The 17,312-nt window shown below is 71.3% G+C and carries 15 protein-coding genes and 2 tRNA genes; 12 read left to right on the top strand and 5 right to left on the bottom strand.

Annotated features, from left to right (window positions below):
• Positions 1 to 218: 218 nt before the first annotated feature.
• The 4 genes from gyrB to ACFZAT_RS25070 all read left to right on the top strand — a co-directional run bounded on the left by gyrB (position 219) and on the right by ACFZAT_RS25070 (position 5,853).
• Positions 219 to 2,306 carry a DNA topoisomerase (ATP-hydrolyzing) subunit B gene (gyrB, locus tag ACFZAT_RS25085; RefSeq protein ID WP_391267374.1) on the top strand — a complete coding sequence of 696 codons (2,088 nt, stop codon included), beginning with the start codon at positions 219 to 221 and terminating at the stop codon, positions 2,304 to 2,306.
• A gap of 46 nt (positions 2,307 to 2,352) precedes the next feature.
• Entirely contained in the window at positions 2,353 to 5,007 is a 2,655-nt protein-coding gene (gene gyrA / locus ACFZAT_RS25080; RefSeq protein WP_391267372.1) for a DNA gyrase subunit A, read from the top strand.
• A 93-nt stretch (positions 5,008 to 5,100) separates the two neighbouring features.
• Entirely contained in the window at positions 5,101 to 5,700 is a 600-nt protein-coding gene (locus tag ACFZAT_RS25075) for a DUF3566 domain-containing protein (RefSeq protein WP_391267370.1), read from the top strand.
• A 76-nt stretch (positions 5,701 to 5,776) separates the two neighbouring features.
• Positions 5,777 to 5,853: transfer RNA gene (locus ACFZAT_RS25070), tRNA-Ile, on the top strand.
• 73 nt (positions 5,854 to 5,926) lie between these two features.
• Here the strand turns inward: ACFZAT_RS25070 and ACFZAT_RS25065 are convergent.
• Positions 5,927 to 6,250, bottom strand: a complete 324-nt coding sequence (locus ACFZAT_RS25065; RefSeq protein ID WP_391267368.1) for an SCO4225 family membrane protein — start codon at positions 6,248 to 6,250, stop codon at positions 5,927 to 5,929.
• A gap of 172 nt (positions 6,251 to 6,422) precedes the next feature.
• Positions 6,423 to 6,806, bottom strand: a complete 384-nt coding sequence (locus tag ACFZAT_RS25060; RefSeq protein WP_391267365.1) for a DUF6344 domain-containing protein — start codon at positions 6,804 to 6,806, stop codon at positions 6,423 to 6,425.
• A gap of 295 nt (positions 6,807 to 7,101) precedes the next feature.
• Here ACFZAT_RS25060 and ACFZAT_RS25055 point away from each other — a divergent pair, with 295 nt between their 5' ends.
• The 3 genes from ACFZAT_RS25055 (at position 7,102) to ACFZAT_RS25045 (ending at position 10,691) form a co-directional block, all read left to right on the top strand.
• Positions 7,102 to 7,236: a DLW-39 family protein gene (locus ACFZAT_RS25055; protein ID WP_003958712.1), complete on the top strand. Its 135-nt coding sequence runs from the start codon at positions 7,102 to 7,104 to the stop codon at positions 7,234 to 7,236.
• Positions 7,237 to 7,443: 207 nt separating this feature from the next.
• On the top strand, positions 7,444 to 9,339 hold the full coding sequence (locus ACFZAT_RS25050) for a VWA domain-containing protein (RefSeq protein ID WP_391267732.1): 1,896 nt from the start codon (positions 7,444 to 7,446) through the stop codon (positions 9,337 to 9,339).
• Between the two features lie 17 nt (positions 9,340 to 9,356).
• On the top strand, positions 9,357 to 10,691 hold the full coding sequence (locus tag ACFZAT_RS25045; protein ID WP_391267729.1) for a hypothetical protein: 1,335 nt from the start codon (positions 9,357 to 9,359) through the stop codon (positions 10,689 to 10,691).
• A 21-nt stretch (positions 10,692 to 10,712) separates the two neighbouring features.
• On the opposite strand, the gene ACFZAT_RS25040 is transcribed toward ACFZAT_RS25045, so the two are convergent.
• Together ACFZAT_RS25040 and ACFZAT_RS25035 are read right to left on the bottom strand one after the other, a co-directional pair.
• Positions 10,713 to 12,053 carry a protein kinase gene (locus tag ACFZAT_RS25040; RefSeq protein ID WP_391267362.1) on the bottom strand — a complete coding sequence of 447 codons (1,341 nt, stop codon included), beginning with the start codon at positions 12,051 to 12,053 and terminating at the stop codon, positions 10,713 to 10,715.
• A gap of 57 nt (positions 12,054 to 12,110) precedes the next feature.
• The gene (locus ACFZAT_RS25035) at positions 12,111 to 12,659 is read right to left on the bottom strand and encodes a DNA-binding protein (protein ID WP_391267360.1); all 549 of its coding nucleotides are present in this window, start codon (positions 12,657 to 12,659) and stop codon (positions 12,111 to 12,113) included.
• Between the two features lie 168 nt (positions 12,660 to 12,827).
• On the opposite strand from ACFZAT_RS25035, the gene ACFZAT_RS25030 reads away from it, so the two are divergent.
• The 5 genes from ACFZAT_RS25030 (at position 12,828) to ACFZAT_RS25010 (ending at position 16,849) form a co-directional block, all read left to right on the top strand.
• Positions 12,828 to 12,900: transfer RNA gene (locus ACFZAT_RS25030), tRNA-Ala, on the top strand.
• Positions 12,901 to 13,077: 177 nt separating this feature from the next.
• Entirely contained in the window at positions 13,078 to 13,650 is a 573-nt protein-coding gene (locus tag ACFZAT_RS25025; protein WP_391267357.1) for a hypothetical protein, read from the top strand.
• A gap of 12 nt (positions 13,651 to 13,662) precedes the next feature.
• Positions 13,663 to 14,817, top strand: a complete 1,155-nt coding sequence (locus tag ACFZAT_RS25020; protein WP_391267356.1) for a peptidoglycan-binding protein — start codon at positions 13,663 to 13,665, stop codon at positions 14,815 to 14,817.
• A 14-nt stretch (positions 14,818 to 14,831) separates the two neighbouring features.
• Complete coding sequence (locus ACFZAT_RS25015; RefSeq protein ID WP_391267727.1) at positions 14,832 to 15,566, top strand: ATP-binding cassette domain-containing protein; 735 nt, start codon at positions 14,832 to 14,834, stop codon at positions 15,564 to 15,566.
• Complete coding sequence (locus ACFZAT_RS25010) at positions 15,563 to 16,849, top strand: ABC transporter permease (RefSeq protein WP_391267354.1); 1,287 nt, start codon at positions 15,563 to 15,565, stop codon at positions 16,847 to 16,849. Before ACFZAT_RS25015 ends, ACFZAT_RS25010 begins: the two co-directional genes overlap by 4 nt.
• Positions 16,850 to 16,985: 136 nt before the next feature.
• On the opposite strand, the gene ACFZAT_RS25005 is transcribed toward ACFZAT_RS25010, so the two are convergent.
• Complete coding sequence (locus ACFZAT_RS25005; RefSeq protein WP_391267351.1) at positions 16,986 to 17,114, bottom strand: hypothetical protein; 129 nt, start codon at positions 17,112 to 17,114, stop codon at positions 16,986 to 16,988.
• Positions 17,115 to 17,312: the final 198 nt, after the last annotated feature.

Below are 17,312 nucleotides of genomic sequence, written 5' to 3'. Positions count from 1 at the left end.
CCGAAGCGCTCAACGCCTCCGTGAGCCCCTTGAGGCCCCGTCCCGGATATGGGGAGTCGTCAGCCGCTCATTCAGGGCGGCACATGCGTACTCAGGTGCCCGCAAACCCCCATTCGGGTCGGCGCTACCGGTAGACTGATGAACAATCCCGTGTCTGGCGGGATCCGTCGATACAAGCCGAACGACGCAGCCGCTCCCGCCTGCCCGGAGAACGGCCTGTGCTGTGCCAGAAAGGGCGCTTCGTGGCCGATTCCGGCAACCCCAACGAGAACATTCCGTCCACCCAGGACGAGGGCGGCGCCGCTCCCGTCCCGGCCGAGGCACAGTCCTCGTACGACGCCAGCGCGATCACCGTGCTGGAGGGTCTGGACGCGGTCCGCAAGCGGCCCGGCATGTACATCGGCTCGACCGGTGAGCGCGGTCTCCACCACCTCGTGCAGGAGGTCGTGGACAACTCGGTCGACGAGGCCATGGCCGGGCACGCGGACTCCATCGACGTCACGATCCTCGCCGACGGCGGGGTGCGCGTGGTCGACAACGGCCGTGGCATCCCCGTCGGCATCGTGCCGTCCGAGGGCAAGCCGGCCGTCGAGGTCGTCCTCACCGTCCTGCACGCGGGCGGCAAGTTCGGCGGCGGCGGTTACGCCGTCTCCGGTGGTCTGCACGGCGTCGGTGTCTCCGTCGTCAACGCCCTCTCCACGCGGGTGGCCGTCGAGGTGAAGACCGACGGCTACCGCTGGACCCAGGACTACAAGTTCGGTGTCCCGACCGCCCCGCTGGCGCGTAACGAGGAAACCGACGAGACGGGCACCAGCGTCACCTTCTGGGCCGACGGCGACATCTTCGAGACGACCGAGTACTCCTTCGAGACGCTCTCGCGCCGCTTCCAGGAGATGGCCTTCCTCAACAAGGGCCTCACCCTCAAGCTGACCGACGAACGCGAGTCGGCGAAGGCGACGGCCGGTGCGGACAGCGCCGAGGCGGCGGACGTTCCCGAGGAGGAAGTGGCCCGCTCGGTCACGTACCACTACGAGAACGGCATCGTCGACTTCGTCAAGTACCTCAACTCCCGCAAGGGCGACGTCATCCACGAGTCGGTGATCGACATCGCGGCGGAGGACAAGGACCGGCTGCTGTCGGTCGAGATCGCCATGCAGTGGAACACGCAGTACAGCGAGGGTGTCTACTCCTTCGCCAACGCGATCCACACGCATGAGGGCGGTACGCACGAGGAGGGCTTCCGCGCCGCGCTGACCTCCCTGGTCAACCGGTACGCCCGGGACAAGAAGCTGCTCCGCGAGAAGGACGACAACCTCACCGGTGAGGACGTCCGCGAGGGTTTGACCGCGATCATCTCGGTGAAGCTGGGCGAGCCGCAGTTCGAGGGCCAGACGAAGACCAAGCTGGGCAACACGGAGGCCAAGACCTTCGTGCAGAAGGTCGTCCACGAGCAGCTGACGGACTGGTTCGACCGCAACCCCAACGAGGCGGCCGACATCATCCGCAAGGGCATCGCCGCCTCGACCGCCCGTGTGGCGGCCCGCAAGGCGCGCGACCTGACCCGGCGCAAGGGGCTGCTGGAGAGCGCGTCGCTCCCCGGCAAGCTCAGCGACTGCCAGTCGAACGACCCCACCAAGTGCGAGATCTTCATCGTCGAGGGTGACTCCGCAGGCGGCTCGGCCAAGTCCGGCCGCAACCCGATGTACCAGGCGATCCTGCCGATCCGGGGCAAGATCCTGAACGTCGAGAAGGCCCGGGTCGACAAGATCCTCCAGAACACCGAGGTCCAGGCGCTGATCTCGGCGTTCGGCACCGGGGTCCACGAGGACTTCGACATCGAGAAGCTCCGCTATCACAAGATCATCCTGATGGCGGACGCCGACGTCGACGGCCAGCACATCAACACCCTGCTGCTGACGTTCCTCTTCCGCTTCATGCGTCCGCTGGTCGAGGCCGGCCACGTCTACCTGTCGCGCCCCCCGCTGTACAAGATCAAGTGGGGCCGTGACGACTCCGAGTACGCGTACTCGGACCGCGAGCGGGACGCCCTTGTCGCGCTCGGCAAGCAGAACGGCAAGCGGATCAAGGAAGACTCGATCCAGCGCTTCAAGGGTCTCGGCGAGATGAACGCCGAGGAGCTGCGCGTCACCACGATGGACGTCGACCACCGGGTGCTCGGCCAGGTCACGCTGGACGACGCGGCGCAGGCCGACGACCTGTTCTCGGTGCTCATGGGTGAGGACGTGGAGGCGCGGCGCTCGTTCATCCAGCGCAACGCCAAGGACGTCCGCTTCCTCGACATCTGAGTCGGCCGTACAAGCAAGCCGCAGCGCGAAAGGACTTTGACCAGCAATGGCCGACGAGAACACCCCCGCACCCGTGACGCCCGAAGAGGTTCCGCCCGTCGAGGGCGTGGGTATGCGTGTCGAGCCCGTGGGGCTCGAGACGGAGATGCAGCGCTCCTACCTCGACTACGCGATGTCCGTCATCGTCTCGCGTGCGCTGCCCGACGTGCGGGACGGCCTCAAGCCCGTCCACCGCCGGGTGCTGTACGCGATGTACGACGGCGGCTACCGGCCCGAGAAGGGCTTCTACAAGTGCGCCCGTGTCGTCGGTGACGTCATGGGTACGTACCACCCGCACGGCGACTCCTCGATCTACGACGCCCTGGTCCGCCTGGCCCAGCCGTGGTCGATGCGCATGCCGCTGGTGGACTCCAACGGCAACTTCGGTTCCCCGGGCAACGACCCGGCCGCCGCCATGCGGTACACCGAGTGCAAGATGATGCCGCTGTCCATGGAGATGGTCCGGGACATCGACGAGGAGACCGTCGACTTCCAGGACAACTACGACGGCCGCAACCAGGAGCCGACGGTCCTCCCGGCGCGCTTCCCGAACCTGCTGGTCAACGGCTCCGCGGGCATCGCGGTCGGCATGGCGACCAACATCCCGCCGCACAACCTGCGCGAGGTCGCCTCGGGTGCCCAGTGGTACCTGGAGAACCCGGAGGCCTCCCAGGAGGAGCTGCTGGACGCCCTGATCGAGCGGATCAAGGGCCCGGACTTCCCCACCGGGGCGCTGGTCGTCGGCCGCAAGGGCATCGAGGAGGCGTACCGCACGGGCCGTGGCTCGATCACGATGCGCGCGGTCGTGGCGGTCGAGGAGATCCAGAACCGCCAGTGTCTGGTCGTCACGGAGCTTCCGTACCAGACCAACCCCGACAACCTCGCGCAGAAGATCGCCGACCTGGTGAAGGACGGCAAGGTCGGCGGCATCGCCGACGTGCGCGACGAGACCTCCTCGCGTACCGGCCAGCGCCTGGTCGTCGTACTGAAGCGGGACGCGGTCGCCAAGGTCGTCCTGAACAACCTGTACAAGCACACCGACCTGCAGTCCAACTTCGGCGCCAACATGCTGGCGCTGGTGGACGGGGTGCCGCGCACCCTGTCGATCGACGCGTTCATCCGCCACTGGGTGACGCACCAGATCGAGGTCATCGTCCGGCGGACGAAGTTCCGGCTGCGCAAGGCCGAGGAGCGCGCGCACATCCTGCGCGGCCTGCTGAAGGCCCTGAACGCCATCGACGAGGTCATCGCCCTCATCCGGCGCAGCCAGACCGTCGAGATCGCCCGCGAGGGCCTGATGGGCCTGCTGGAGATCGACGACCTCCAGGCGAACGCGATCCTGGAGATGCAGCTGCGCCGGCTGGCCGCGCTGGAGCACCAGAAGATCACCGCCGAGCACGACGAGCTCCAGGCGAAGATCAACGAGTACAACGAGATCCTGGCCTCGCCCGCGCGGCAGCGGCAGATCGTCAGCGAGGAGTTGGCGGCGATCGTCGACAAGTTCGGCGACGACCGGCGCTCCAAGCTGGTGCCCTTCGAGGGCGACATGTCCATCGAGGACCTGATCGCCGAGGAGGACATCGTCGTCACGATCTCCCGCGGCGGCTATGTGAAGCGCACCAAGACGGACGACTACCGCTCGCAGAAGCGCGGCGGCAAGGGCGTGCGCGGCACGAAGCTCAAGGAAGACGACATCGTCGACCACTTCTTCGTGTCCACGACGCACCACTGGCTGCTGTTCTTCACCAACAAGGGCCGGGTCTACCGCGCCAAGGCGTACGAACTGCCGGACGCCGGCCGGGACGCGCGCGGCCAGCACGTGGCGAACCTGCTGGCCTTCCAGCCGGACGAGCGGATCGCGCAGATCCTGGCGATCCGCGACTACGACGCCGCTCCCTACCTGATCCTTGCCACCCAGGGCGGCCTGGTGAAGAAGACCGCGCTCAAGGACTACGACTCTCCGCGCTCCGGTGGCGTCATCGCCATCAACCTGCGCGAGACGGAGGACGGCGCGGACGACGAGCTGATCGGCGCGGAGCTGGTCTCGGCCGACGACGATCTGCTGCTCATCAGCAAGAAGGCCCAGTCGATCAGGTTCACCGCGACGGACGAGGCGCTGCGGCCGATGGGCCGCGCCACCTCGGGCGTCAAGGGCATGAGTTTCCGCGAGGGAGACGAACTGCTCTCGATGAATGTCGTCAGGCCCGGTACTTTCGTGTTCACTGCCACCGACGGCGGTTACGCGAAGCGGACCGCGGTCGACGAGTACCGCGTCCAGGGTCGCGGTGGCCTCGGTATCAAGGCCGCCAAGATCGTGGAGGACAGGGGCTCGCTGGTCGGCGCGCTGGTGGTCGAGGAGACGGACGAGATCCTCGCCATCACGCTCGGCGGTGGTGTGATTCGTACGCGAGTCAACGAAGTCAGGGAGACGGGCCGTGACACCATGGGCGTCCAACTGATCAATCTGGGCAAGCGGGACGCCGTCGTCGGCATCGCCCGCAACGCCGAGGCGGGCCGCGAGGCCGACGAGGTCGACGGACCCGTCGACGGCGACGCCGAAGGCGGGACGACCGAGGCGACCACGGCCGACGAGGCCGCAGGCAGCACGGTCGACAGCAATGTCGAGGACACGTCGTCCTCGACCGGGGAGCACGAGGAGTAGAGCGTGAGTGGAGCCACGGGCGCCGGTTCGGCCGCTTCCGGAGCCGGAGGTAACGGTGCCCGTGGCCCCGCCACGGACTCCCAAGGGGGCACTGTGACGGATACACGGGGCCCTCAGCCCCAGTACGAGGGTTACGCGACCGGGCCGCTGCCCGGCGAGCGGGAACCCGCACCCGGCCAGGCGGGGCCGTACCACCCGCCGCAGGCCTACCCCTCGCCTCCGGGCGGGACCCAGGGCGGTGGGCGGCCCTACGGTGCCCAGCAGGGCCCGGGACCGGCCCAGACGGCCCGCAAGCCGCGGACGGGCGCGCGGACCACTCCGCGTACCCGCAAGGCGCGTCTGCGGGTGTCCAAGGCCGATCCGTGGTCGGTGATGAAGGTCAGCTTCCTGCTGTCCATCGCGCTCGGCATCTGCACGGTGGTGGCGTCGGCGGTCCTGTGGATGGTGATGGACGCGATGGGCGTCTTCTCCACCGTGGGCGGCACCATCAGCGAGGCGACCGGCTCCAACGAGGGCAACGGCTTCGACCTCCAGGCGTTCCTGTCGCTGCCCAGGGTCCTGGTCTTCACCTCGGTCATCGCGGTGATCGACGTGGTCCTGGCCACCGCGCTGGCGACGCTGGGCGCCTTCATCTACAACCTGTCGGCGGGCTTCGTGGGCGGTGTCGAGCTCACGCTGGCCGAGGACGAGTAGCCCTGCGGGTATCGATTTTGGGACTGGCCCCGACGTGCGCTAATCTTCAGAAGTCAGCGCGACGGAAAAGCGCGGCGGGGCTATAGCTCAGTTGGTTAGAGCGCATCCCTGATAAGGATGAGGCCACAGGTTCAAATCCTGTTAGCCCCACCAGTACGAAGGCCCCCACCGGGAACGGTGGGGGCCTTCGGCGTTGTTGGAGGCGATCCCGTGATCGCCCGGCGCGTTATCTCGTGGCCGTACGCCGCAGGCGGCCGCGCACCGTCTGTGTGAGGGCGCCGAGGGCGAACGCCTGGACCAGGGCGCTGACGACCACTCCGCCGGCCAGGAACCAGTACGAGAGCTCTGCCGGGCCCCCGACCTTCATGCCCACCATGGTGAACAGCAGGGAGGCCGGGGCGGTCAGGAGGAACGGCCAGACCCCGACGAAGCCGGGCTCCCCGAAGGTCGCGACGGCCGCCTCGAACACGATGGAGGCGCCGACGATCCCCAGGTAGACGGCGGAGACGGGGTTGGCGAAGGTCAGACGGAACAGGGCGCGAGCGTGCATGGGATTCCCCCGGGAGTAGCGGTGCTTGGTGCTCCCCATGCTCGTGGCGAGCCGTGCTCCGGGCGTGAGTACACCTACTCATCCGGCCTGTGTGAACGTGCGGGCGCACGGGAAAGCCCCCGTCCGGTGTGAACCGGCCCGGGGGCTCAGGGGATCAGGTGCGGCGGCGCTGTCACGGTGGGAGGAGCGAGGCGTCCTGCGCCGTGGTGCCGTGCGAGGTGCGGGCGGAGCCCGTGGTGTTCACGGTGTTCTTCGTGTCCGCGGACAGATGCCGGGTGGCGGGTGAGGAGCCGTGGGCCTCGGCGCGGATGCGCTGCTTCATCGTGGGCGGCAGTGCGCGGTCACGCGGAAGGGTCCATCGCACGGAAGGTCCGGTCGCTGTTGCGCGGTCGGCGGGCGTGTGCTCGTGGGCCGTGGCCGCCGGCTCCGTGTTCGTGTTCGTGGGCGTGACCTGCGCGGCGGTGGCGGTGGAGCTCGCGAAGCCCAGGGCCGCGAGGAGTGCGAAGAACGCGGTGACGAAGGCGGTCCAGATGTTCTTGGCCGTGACGGTGCTCATGGCCCCTCACTTTCGGGTGGTCCGGTTTGCTTACCTTTCCGATGATGTGGATCCGGCCCGGGATTTCGTGGACCGACGCCGCGCATGCGCCGATCTTCAGATGAACACCACTCGTATGGTTCAACCGGCCCGCCCCGGCTTCCGGCGAGGGCGTCCGAGGGGCACGCACAGACGGGCTCGGACCGCACGCCGGCAGGCGCCGATTGGGTTGCGGGGAGGTCACCGGTCGATATCGGCCGGTGTGTATAGTCGGGCGGCAGAAGTCCCCTACGCCAACGAAGGACGAGGTCGCGCGGTGAAGAAGCTTCTCCTGGTCGCACTGGCCGCCATCGGCGGGCTCCTCGTGTACCGCCAGATCCAGGCGGATCGCGCCGAGCAGGATCTGTGGACGGAGGCGACCGACTCCGTGCCCGCAGGTTCGGGTGTCTGAGACGGAACAGCCTGCTACAAGCCCCGGTCGCTGACGCGGCCGGGGCTTCGTGCTGTTGCGGGACCGTGACGACTGTGCTCTTGAGTTCGCGCAAGCAAATCAATAGCTTGCATGAGCAAAGGAACTGGTCGTTCGGTCGAGGGGGCACGGGTGGGGAGAGGTCATCACCGCTGTGGTGCGCGGGCGGGGATTCTGATCGGCGGGGCGCTGTTCGCCCTGGTGGCGGGCGCACTGCCCGCTCCGGCGGCCCCGGCCGCCCATGAGGCACCGGCCGCCGCGCGGTCCGGCGGCAACGGCAGCCTGGTGATGGTGCTCGACTCCTCCGGCTCCATGGGGGACGACGACGGCACCGGGCGCACCCGGATGGAGAGCGCCCGCGCGGCCGTCTCCACGGTGGTGGACGGCCTTCCGGACGGCTTCCCGACCGGGCTACGGGTCTACGGCGCCGACCGGCCGCACGGCTGTACGGACACCCGCCTCGTGCAACCGGTGCGCGCGCTGGACCGGGGCGCGCTGAAGCGGGCGGTCGAGGCCGTCCGGCCCCGGGGCGACACCCCCATCGGCCTCTCGCTCCGCAAGGCGGCCGAGGACCTGCCCGAACCGGCCGACGGCGCCATCGGCACGCGCACGATCCTGCTGGTCTCGGACGGCGAGGACAACTGCGGTGCGCCGGCGCCCTGCGAGGTTGCCGAGCGGCTCGGCGGGGAAGGGCTCGGGCTGCGCATCGACACCGTCGGCTTCCAGGTGAAGGGGCCCGCCCGCGAACAGCTGGAGTGCATCGCGCGTGCGGGGAACGGCCGCTATCACGACGCACCGGACGCCGAAGCGCTGGCCCGTCAACTCCAGCGCGCCGCACGGCTCTCGGCGGACGGCTACCGGCTGAGGGGACGCCGGGTCACGGGCACGGCCACGGCCGACCGGGCACCCGTACTGACCCCCGGGCAGTACCTGGACACCATCGGGCCGGGCGAGAAGAGGTACTACGCGGCGGACCTCGACGCCGTCTCCACGGCGGACCTCGCCGCGACGGCGGTCCCGCAGCCGGGGGCGCCCGTGGACACCTTCGACGCCCTCACCACCAGGATCGAGCACACCGGACAAGGGTCCTGCGCGACGGACACCGAGCGCTTCTCGCAGCGGGAGGGCGCGGTGCCGCTGACGGCCGCGGTCGCCCGGATCCCCTCGCCGGACGGCGGCCGCGTCTGCGACCCTGCGGGCCGCTACCGGCTCGTGGTGGAGCGGACGAGCAAGAAGGGCTCGGACGCGGCCCGTTGGCCCCTTGAGCTGGTCTACGGGACCGAGGCGCCGCCGGCGGAGGGGGTGACGCCCGCCCAGTCGTCGGCGGAGTTCGGCGAGGGCGACGGGGACGCCGCGCTGCCCACGGGCGATCCGCGCGATGTGCGGGGCGGCACCGGTTTCAACGACGCGCGGGAGCTCGGCACCGGCGTCTGGCGCGACCGCGTCCTGCCCTCGCAGACCCTCTTCTACAAGGTCCCGGCGGGCTGGGGCCAGCAGGTCTCCTACGCCGTCGAGTTCGCGAACGAGCCCACGGTGGACCGGACCGCCGCCACGTACTCGTACGGCGCGACCCGGCTCTACACCCCGTCCCGCTTCCCGCTCGACGGGGGCGGTGAGTTCCACACGAGCACGCTGTACGACGGCAGCCCCGCGGCGGTCCGGATGGGCGGGGTCCCGGTCGCCTGGAGCAACCGCTACGAGAACCGGTCGTACGTCCAGCCGGTGCGCGTCGGGGGCGACTTCTACATCTCGGTGACGCTGGGCGCGCGGGCCGCGGAGATCGCCGAGAACCCGGAGGTCGGTGTGGTGCTGCGGGTGGCGGTGCTGGGCGAGGAACGCTCCGGGCCGGGACGCGACGCCCCGGCGGTTACGGGGCCGGCGGGCGGGAAGACCGGCGGCGCGGGGGCGGACAAGCGGGGCGATTCGGCCGCCGCCGCAGACAGCGGCGGTGCGGGAGGGGCAGGATGGGCGGTCGTTGCGGCCGCGGGCGCGGGGGCTGCCGCCACGGCCGCGATCCTGGCCGTGTTCGTATGTGTACGCGGCCGCCGAGGGGCAGCCGTACGGATGACGAGGGGAAGCGCGTGATGAGGCGGCGCAGCAGGATGCGGGGGGCGCTCGCGACGGTGGCGGCGGTGTTCGCGGTGGCGGCGCTGCCTGGACAGGCGTACGCGGCCGGTGGCCCCGGCTCGTACACCTTCGATCCGGACGCCGAGTCGGCCGTCGGCGCCGACATCAGCGCCGAGGCGTCGAAGCTGACGCCGGGCGGGGTCTACAAGAGCGCGATCGGGAGTGGCCGGAAGCTGTACTACCGGCTGGACCTGGACGCGAAGACGAACGCCTATGTCTCCGCGGTCGTCGTGCCGAAGGACGGCGGCAAGGTGTCGTACGGGGACGGGATCACGGTCAGCATCCGGGACAGCTCGGACGACGAATGCAGCTCGCAGGACGCCGTGTTCGGGTCCGCGCAGTACCCGCGCCCCATCGCCGCCTACGCCTCCCGGCGGATCGAAAAGGACGGCAGCTGCCAGGACGCCGGTACGTACTACGTGCTGATCGAGCGGGAGAGCAAGGAGACCTCCGACCAGGGGGAGTGGGACCTGGAGCTGCGTTACGCCTCCGAGCCGGAGCTCGCGAAACCCTCCTCCGCGCCGACCACCGCCCCGACGGCCTGGCCGTCCGCGTCCCCGCCGCCGCCCGTCGCAGGGGCGGACAACACCCGTCCCGGGGGCGCTGGTTACTACGACTCCACGAGCCTGGAGACGGGTGAGTGGAAGGACCGGATCGAGCCCGGACAGACCCTCTTCTACCGGGTGCCGGTGGACTGGGGCCAGCAGCTCTTCGCGACGGCCGGGCTGAGCAACAGCACCTCCGAGAAGAGCGCGTACGTCAGCAGCGCGCTGGCGGTGTCGCTGGAGAATCCCGCGCTGGGGCACGTCGCCGATGTGTCGCCCACGTCCTATTCGGGAAAGCCGGTCTCCGTCTCCTTCGACCCGCTGCCCCCGGTGGCGTACGAGAACCGCTACGACTCCAGTGACGACGTCGGCGGGATGCGGTTCGCCGGCTGGTACTACCTCTCCGTGTCGCTGAGCCCGGAGGTCGCGAAGCCGTACGGGCAGAAGCCGATCGCGCTGACCCTCAAGATCAACGTGAAGGGTGCGCCGGAGGCATCGCCGTACGAGGGCGACGCCGGGATCTTCGCCGTGACCCAGCGCGACAAGGACGCGGCGCGGCAGGGGCAGAGCGGCGCGCAGGCCGCTGAGGCCGCGAGCGGGCGCGACACGATGAAGCTGGTCGCGGCGGCCGGAATCGGCGCCGGCACCGTGCTGGTGCTCTGGCTGGGGGCGTGGACCCTGATCGCGCGTCGCCGCGCTGCCTCCGTGCCGGCGGCGCCCACGGGCGGGCAGTACCCGTACGGGGGGCCGCCCCAGGCCTGGTAGGCGGGGGCGGCGTCCTCGTACTCAGGACTGGGTCAGCGCCCAGATGCCCACGGCGAAGCACACCAGCGCCACCAGCAGGACCGGGACCGCCACCTTCGGGGGCGGTCCCGGACGCGTTCCTGGGGAGGGCGCCGGTGCCTGGAAGGGGGCAGCCCCCTGCCGGGGGGCCGTGTAGGGGTGGGTGGAGGGGAGGTCGTGCGGACCGGGAGCCGGTATGGGTGCGGGGCCCGCGTCGGGGGCGGTGTAGCCGGCCGGGTTCGGGTAGCCGTACGGGGCCGCGGGTGCGGCGGTTTGCGGGGCGTGGTGCGCGGGAACGGCCGGCCCGGGGGGCGGGAGGTGGAAGCTGCCCGTCTCGGACATGGAAGCCGGTGCGGAGGGGTAGGGCTGCGGCTGCGGTTCGTTGGACTGCGGCGCGAACTGCCCGTCCGTACGGGGGTCGGTTGTCCGAGGGCCCGGTGCATGCGCTGCCGTACCGCCGGACCGCAGGGGGCCGTCGGGGCCGAAGCCCTCGGGCAGCGGGCCGATCTGGTCGAAGACCTCCACCGGCTCCTCGGCGTCCGAGGGCTCGGGAAGCATCTCGACGGCGGCGTTCAGGGCCTTGCGCGCACCCGTGGCCGTACGGAAACGGTCCTGCGGATCCGGTTGCAGGAGCCCCGCGATGACCTGCCACAACGGCTCCGGGACGCCGTCCGGGGCGCTGGGCGTCCCATGCTCCGCGAAGTGCTCGATGAGCTCCTGGGAGTCGGGCTTGGTGCCCTGGAGCAGATAGAGGGCGACCAGACCGACCGCGAAGAGATCCGCGGGAAAATCCGGTTCGGCGCCCATCATCTGCTCGGGCGCGAAGTAACCGAGCGTTCCCACCACGTAGTTGGTCTCGGTGAGACGGGGCTCGCCCTTGCGCATGGAGATGCCGAAGTCGGACAGCCGCAGATGCGGGCGGCCCCGACCGGTGGCCTCCATAAGGATGTTGGCCGGTTTGATGTCCCGGTGCACGACGCCTTCGGCGTGCACCGTCGAGAGGCCGGACAGCAGCTGGTCGAGCAGGGTGCAGACGAACCGAGGGGGCAACGGACCGTAGTCGCCGATGACATGGGCCAGCGAGCCGCCGCTGACGAGGTCCATGGTGAAGAGGACCTGGTCGTCGTCGGCGGCCCAGCTGGCCGGTGCGAGCACATGGGGGTGCTCGATGCGCAGCGCCTGTTCCCGGACGAAGCGGAGCAATGTGTGCGCGTCGCTCTGCTGGAGCACCTTGGCCGCCACATAGCGGCGGCGCCGGTGGTCCCAGGCGCGCCACACGGCACCGACCCCACCGCGTCCGATCGGATCGACCAGTTCGTACCGTCCGGCGAAGACCTCACCCATGGCGCTGCGCCCGCTCCCCGTTCATGTTCCGGCCCGTGCCCCCGTACCGCGCGGGGCCTAGCTCTGGTGGCTCTCGTAGTGCGCCACCGCTTCCGCGGTGCGCCCCGCTCCGTACACCTTGAGGAACTCTGCCAGTTCCGGGTGCGTCGGGGCGAGGGAGTCCGCCGCATCGATGATGTCACCGGCGGCCGCGACCGAGCGCAGCAGCGACTGGATCTCCCGGACCACCCGGCGAACGGTGGGTGCCCCGCCGGTCGACGTGGTCTGGCCGGTGCCGGAGAGGACCGAGCCGCCCTGCGACTTCTTGATCTCCTCCATGCGCGCCGTGGCCTCGGCGGCGCTGACGCTGCCGTCGGCGACCTGGCCGGCCAGCTCCTGGAGGGCCTGGACGCGCTGGACGACCGCCGGGTTGCCGATCTTCGCGCGCTGACCGCTCATGAGCTGGGAGAGCATGGGTGCGGACAGCCCGAGTGCCGCGGCGAGGCGGGCCTGGTTGAGGCCGAGGTCGTCGATCAGCCGGCGGAAGAGCGCCCCCAACGGCTCCCCGTACCAACTGCGCTGGAGGTCTCTGGCTCTGGCCGTCGCCTCTTGCTGCGCTGCATCCATTGCGTCTCCCCTTCGCATCGGCTTCGCTGCTGCGAACCTCGACCAGCATCTTACGGAGCGTGGTCGCGCACGGGGAGTCCCCGTATTTTTGGAGGATCACGGGGGTGAGCCGGTACTCTGTTCTGCGGTGGTGGCCGGAACATCGAGGTGTTCGGGCTGCGTGCTGTCGGGGCCTTAGCTCAGTTGGTAGAGCGCTGCCTTTGCAAGGCAGATGTCAGGAGTTCGAATCTCCTAGGCTCCACATCCCCAGAGGCCCCCTGAACTGCGAAAACGCGGATCAGGGGGCCTCTTTGCACGGGCCCTCGCCGGACCGCACGGCAGTCGGACAGGTTCTTCAAAGGTTCTTCATCGTTCCGCTCCTACCTTCGCCCTGCCCGCCGCGCCCGCGGCCGGGCCCGGCAGGGAGAGCGGGAGAACGATGAGGACGAACCGGATACGGCCGGCCGTCGCGGCCTCGGCCATGGCCTTCGTACTGGCCGGCTGCGGCGGAAGCGACGGCGGCGCGGAGGTTCCGACGGCCGGCGGCGGGAAGGTGTCGGCCCCCGCCGAGGGGGGAAAGGGCACCGACGACGTGGCCGCGTACGTGAAGGCGCAGCGCGCGTACGTGAAGTGCCTTCGGGAACACGGCGTGGACGCCCCGGACCCCGACGCGCAGGGCACCATCGACTTCGGCGAGGGCGACCAGCGGCGCGCGCTGAAGCAGGACCCGAAGTTCCGGACCGCCCAGGAGAAATGCGCCGGGTACGTCTCCGCCGCGCCCGAGAGCATCGAGAAGGGCAACCAGCCCAAGCTGTCGGCCGCCCAGATCAAGGTGAAGCGCGAGTACGCCGCCTGCATGCAGAAGAACGGCGCCGCCGACTTCCCCGACCCCGGCCCCGACGGCCTGGGCCAGGGCGAGTGGGACCAGAGCGCGGCCGGAGCGAAGCGGGCCGCCCGGATCTGCGGGCCGATCGTCGGGGTCCCCGAGAACGCGGGTCCGGGCGAGGGCTGAGCGGTGGAGAAGGTGACAGACCTCGATGAGGGGCGCGGGCCTCGCGGACGGCGGACGTTTCTCGTCGTCGCCGGTGTGGCCGTCGTGGCGGCGGTCGCGGTGACCGGTGCCCTCGGCTTCGGCGGCGGCCGGGACGAGGGGCCGAAAGCCCCTTCCCGGGCCGGTTCGACCGTCGCCGTCACCCGGGCGACGCTGACCGAACGCACCACGGTGGACGGCGCCTTGGGATACGGACCGGAGATTCCGCTGCCGGTCAAGGCGACGGGCACGGTGACCTGGCTGCCCGCGTCCGGCACGACCGCGCAGCGCGGGGACACACTGCTGCGCGTCGACGACCGCCCGACGGTGCTGCTGTACGGGGCGCTGCCGATGTACCGCGACCTGGGCCCGGCCCGGGCCGCACCGGAGGCCGATGAGGCGGAAGGGGCCGACGAGTCCGGCAAGGGTGCGCCCCCTGCCGCCCAGGGGCCCGTACGGGGCATGGACGTCATGCAGTTCGAGACCAACCTCGCCGCCCTCGGCTACACGGGCTTCACGGTGGACGAGACGTTCACGCCGGGCACCGCCGCGGCGGTCGAGCGCTGGCAGAAGTCGCTCGGCCTGCCGCAGACCGGCACGGTCGGCTTCGGGGACGTCATCTACAGCGCCGGGCGGATACGGATCGGCCGGCCCGGGGTCCGGCTGGGCGCCGCCGTCGGAGAGGGCGCTCTCACGTACACCGGCACGACCCGCAAGGTCGTCGTCAACGCCTCCGCGTCCGAGGCTTCCTGGGCGGTGCGCGGGGCGGGCGTGACGATCCGGCTGCCCGACGAGACCCCCGTGAAGGGGCGGGTGGCGTCCGTGGGGAAGCAGGCGAACGAGGCCGAGGGAGGCGGCGGCACGGGCGAGCGGGCGGCGACCGTGCCGGTGACCCTCACCATCAAGGACCAGAATGCCGTGGGGAAATGGGAGAGCGGACCCGTGACCGTCGAGTACGTGGGGCGGCGGGCCGAGAACGTGCTGACCGTCCCGGTCGCCGCCCTGGTCGCCCTCGCGGAGGGCGGCCACGGCCTGGAGAAGGCGGACGGCACGTTCGTCGCGGTGAAGACCGGCCTGTTCGCGGACGGGGACGTGGAGGTGAGCGGTCCGGCGGTCCGCGAGGGCCTGAAGGTGAGGATTCCGGAGTGAACGGGGAACCCACGGTGGGCGGTGCGGGCTCTCCGGCGTCCGGCGCGCGCTCTTCGGCGGTCGTGGAATTCGACGCCGTATCCAAGACGTATCCCGGCGGGGTCCACGCGGTCCGCGACGTCAGCCTGCGGATCGGACGCGGGGAACTGGTCGCCGTCGTCGGCCCTTCGGGCTCCGGCAAGTCGAGCATGCTGCATCTGATGGGCAGCCTGGACCGGCCGTCCTCCGGCCGCGTCCTGATCGACGGCCACGACGTGGCGAAGCTGTCCGACCGGGAGGTCTCGGCGCTCCGGGCGACCAGGATCGGCTTCGTCTTCCAGCAGTTCCACCTGGCCGTCGGCGTCCCCGTGCTCGACGCGGTCGGGGACGGCCTGCTCTACGCGGGGGTGCCGCCGCGCCGCCGCAGGGCCCGGGCAGCCGCCGCGCTCGCCCGGGTGGGGCTCAGCCACCGCGTCCACCACCTTCCGCATCAGCTCTCCGGCGGTGAGCGGCAGCGGGTCGCGGTCGCCCGCGCGGTGGTCGGCGACCCCGCGGTGCTGCTGGCCGACGAGCCGACCGGGAACCTCGACTCCGCCTCCGGGGCCGCCGTCCTGGACCTGCTGCACGGGCTGCACGCGGCGGGCACCACGGTCGTCGTCATCACTCATGACCGGGAGATCGCGGCCGGGCTCCCCCGCCGCCTCGACCTGCGCGACGGCCGGCTGACCGGTGACGTCTCGCGCGGCACGACGACCGGGGCGCCCCGATGACGGACCGCACGCATACGGCCCGCCCGGGCCGGGAAGAGGCCGGGGCGCCCTCGCCCTTCCCACCCCGGCCGGCGCGAAACCGGAAGCGGGGCCCGTCCCGCCTGCGTCCCGCCCGGCTGGGCCCCGCCGACGTCGTACGGCTCGGCTCCACCGGGCTGCGCACCCGCCCCCTCCGCGTCTTCCTCTCCGCCCTCGGGATCGCCATCGGGGTCGCCGCCATGATCGCGGTGGTCGGCATCTCCGGCTCCGGCCAGGCCGAGGTGGACCGCAGGCTCGACGCGCTCGGGACCAATCTGCTGCGGGTCGCCCCCGGCGAATCCCTCTCCGGCGAGAAGGCGGAACTCCCGGAGGAGTCCGTGGCGATGATCCGCCGCATCCCGCCGGTCCAGGAGGTCGCCGCCACCGGCGAGACCGGGGCGCACGTCTACCGCAACGAGCGCATCGCCATCGGGCGCACCGGTTCGCTGAGCGTCCTGGCGGCGGACACCGGTCTGCTGCCGGCCGTCGGCGGGCGCCTGCGCGAGGGCCGCTGGCTGGACTCCGCCACCGAGGAGTACCCGGCGGTCGTGCTCGGGGCGACGGCCGCCCAGCGGCTGGACGTGTACCGGCCGGGCGTCCGGGTGTGGATCGGCGGCCGGTGGTTCTCGCTGATCGGCGTGCTCGACCCGGTGCCGCTCGCTCCGGAGCTCGACAGCGCGGCCCTGGTCGGCCGGCCGGCCGCGCGGACCTACCTCCGCTTCGACGGCCACCCGTCCACGGTCTACGTACGGGCGGAGGACAGCCGGGTCACCGCGGTGCGGGAGGTGCTCCCGGCCACGGCGTACCCCGAGAAGCCCGGCGAGGTGCGCGTCTCGCGCCCCTCGGACGCGCTCGCCGCCCGCGAGGCCACCGAATCCGCGCTGACCGGGCTGCTGCTGGGCCTCGGCGGTGTCGCCCTCCTTGTCGGCGGGGTCGGCGTCGGGAACACCATGGTGATCTCCGTACTGGAACGGCGTGCGGAAATAGGGCTTCGCCGGGCGCTCGGCGCGACCCGCGCACAGATCCGCACGCAGTTCGTGATGGAGTCACTGCTTCTGTCGCTCATCGGCGGGCTCGCCGGAACGGTCCTGGGGACACTGATCACCTCGGGGTACGCCCTCAGCCGCGACTGGCCTACGGTCGTGCCCGCGTGGGCGAGCGCGGCGGGCATCGGATCGACCCTGGTCATCGGCGCGGCCGCCGGGCTGTATCCGGCGGTACGTGCAAGCAGGCTGGCGCCGACCCAGGCGCTGGCCGGCACCTGACGGGAGGGGACAGGGTGAGCTTCCGGATCAGGGCCCTCGGCCTGCTGATGCTGATCGCGATGACCGCCACGGTGGCCACCGCCTGGCTGACCCTGCGCCAGGCCAACCGCCAGGTGCGCGAGACCGTCACGGCCGGTCAGCAGGACACCTCCCGGATCGCCGGGGAGTTGCGCGCGTACGGGCTGGCGCACGCCACCTGGGACGGGCTCGCGCCGACGGTCGCCGCGCTCGCGAAGGAGACCGGGCAGCGCATCCGGGTGGTCACGGAGGCCGACGCGCTGCTCGCCGACTCCGACACCCTGGCCGGGGGGGGGGGGGGGCCGGGGGGGGGGGGGGGGGCGGGGGGGGGGGGGGGCCCCCGGGGGGGGGGGGGGGGGGGGGGGGGGCGGCCGGGGGTTTTCTTAGAGCGGCCCCCGTTGGGTTGACTACCACGACGACGTGGTGCGGTTCCGGCAGCGGCTCG

Origin of the sequence: Streptomyces sp. NPDC008163 (assembly GCF_042956885.1) — a bacterium.
In the GTDB taxonomy this organism is placed as follows: Bacteria; Actinomycetota; Actinomycetes; order Streptomycetales; family Streptomycetaceae; genus Streptomyces; species Streptomyces drozdowiczii_A.
This window is presented reverse-complemented; position numbering and strand designations above follow the sequence as displayed.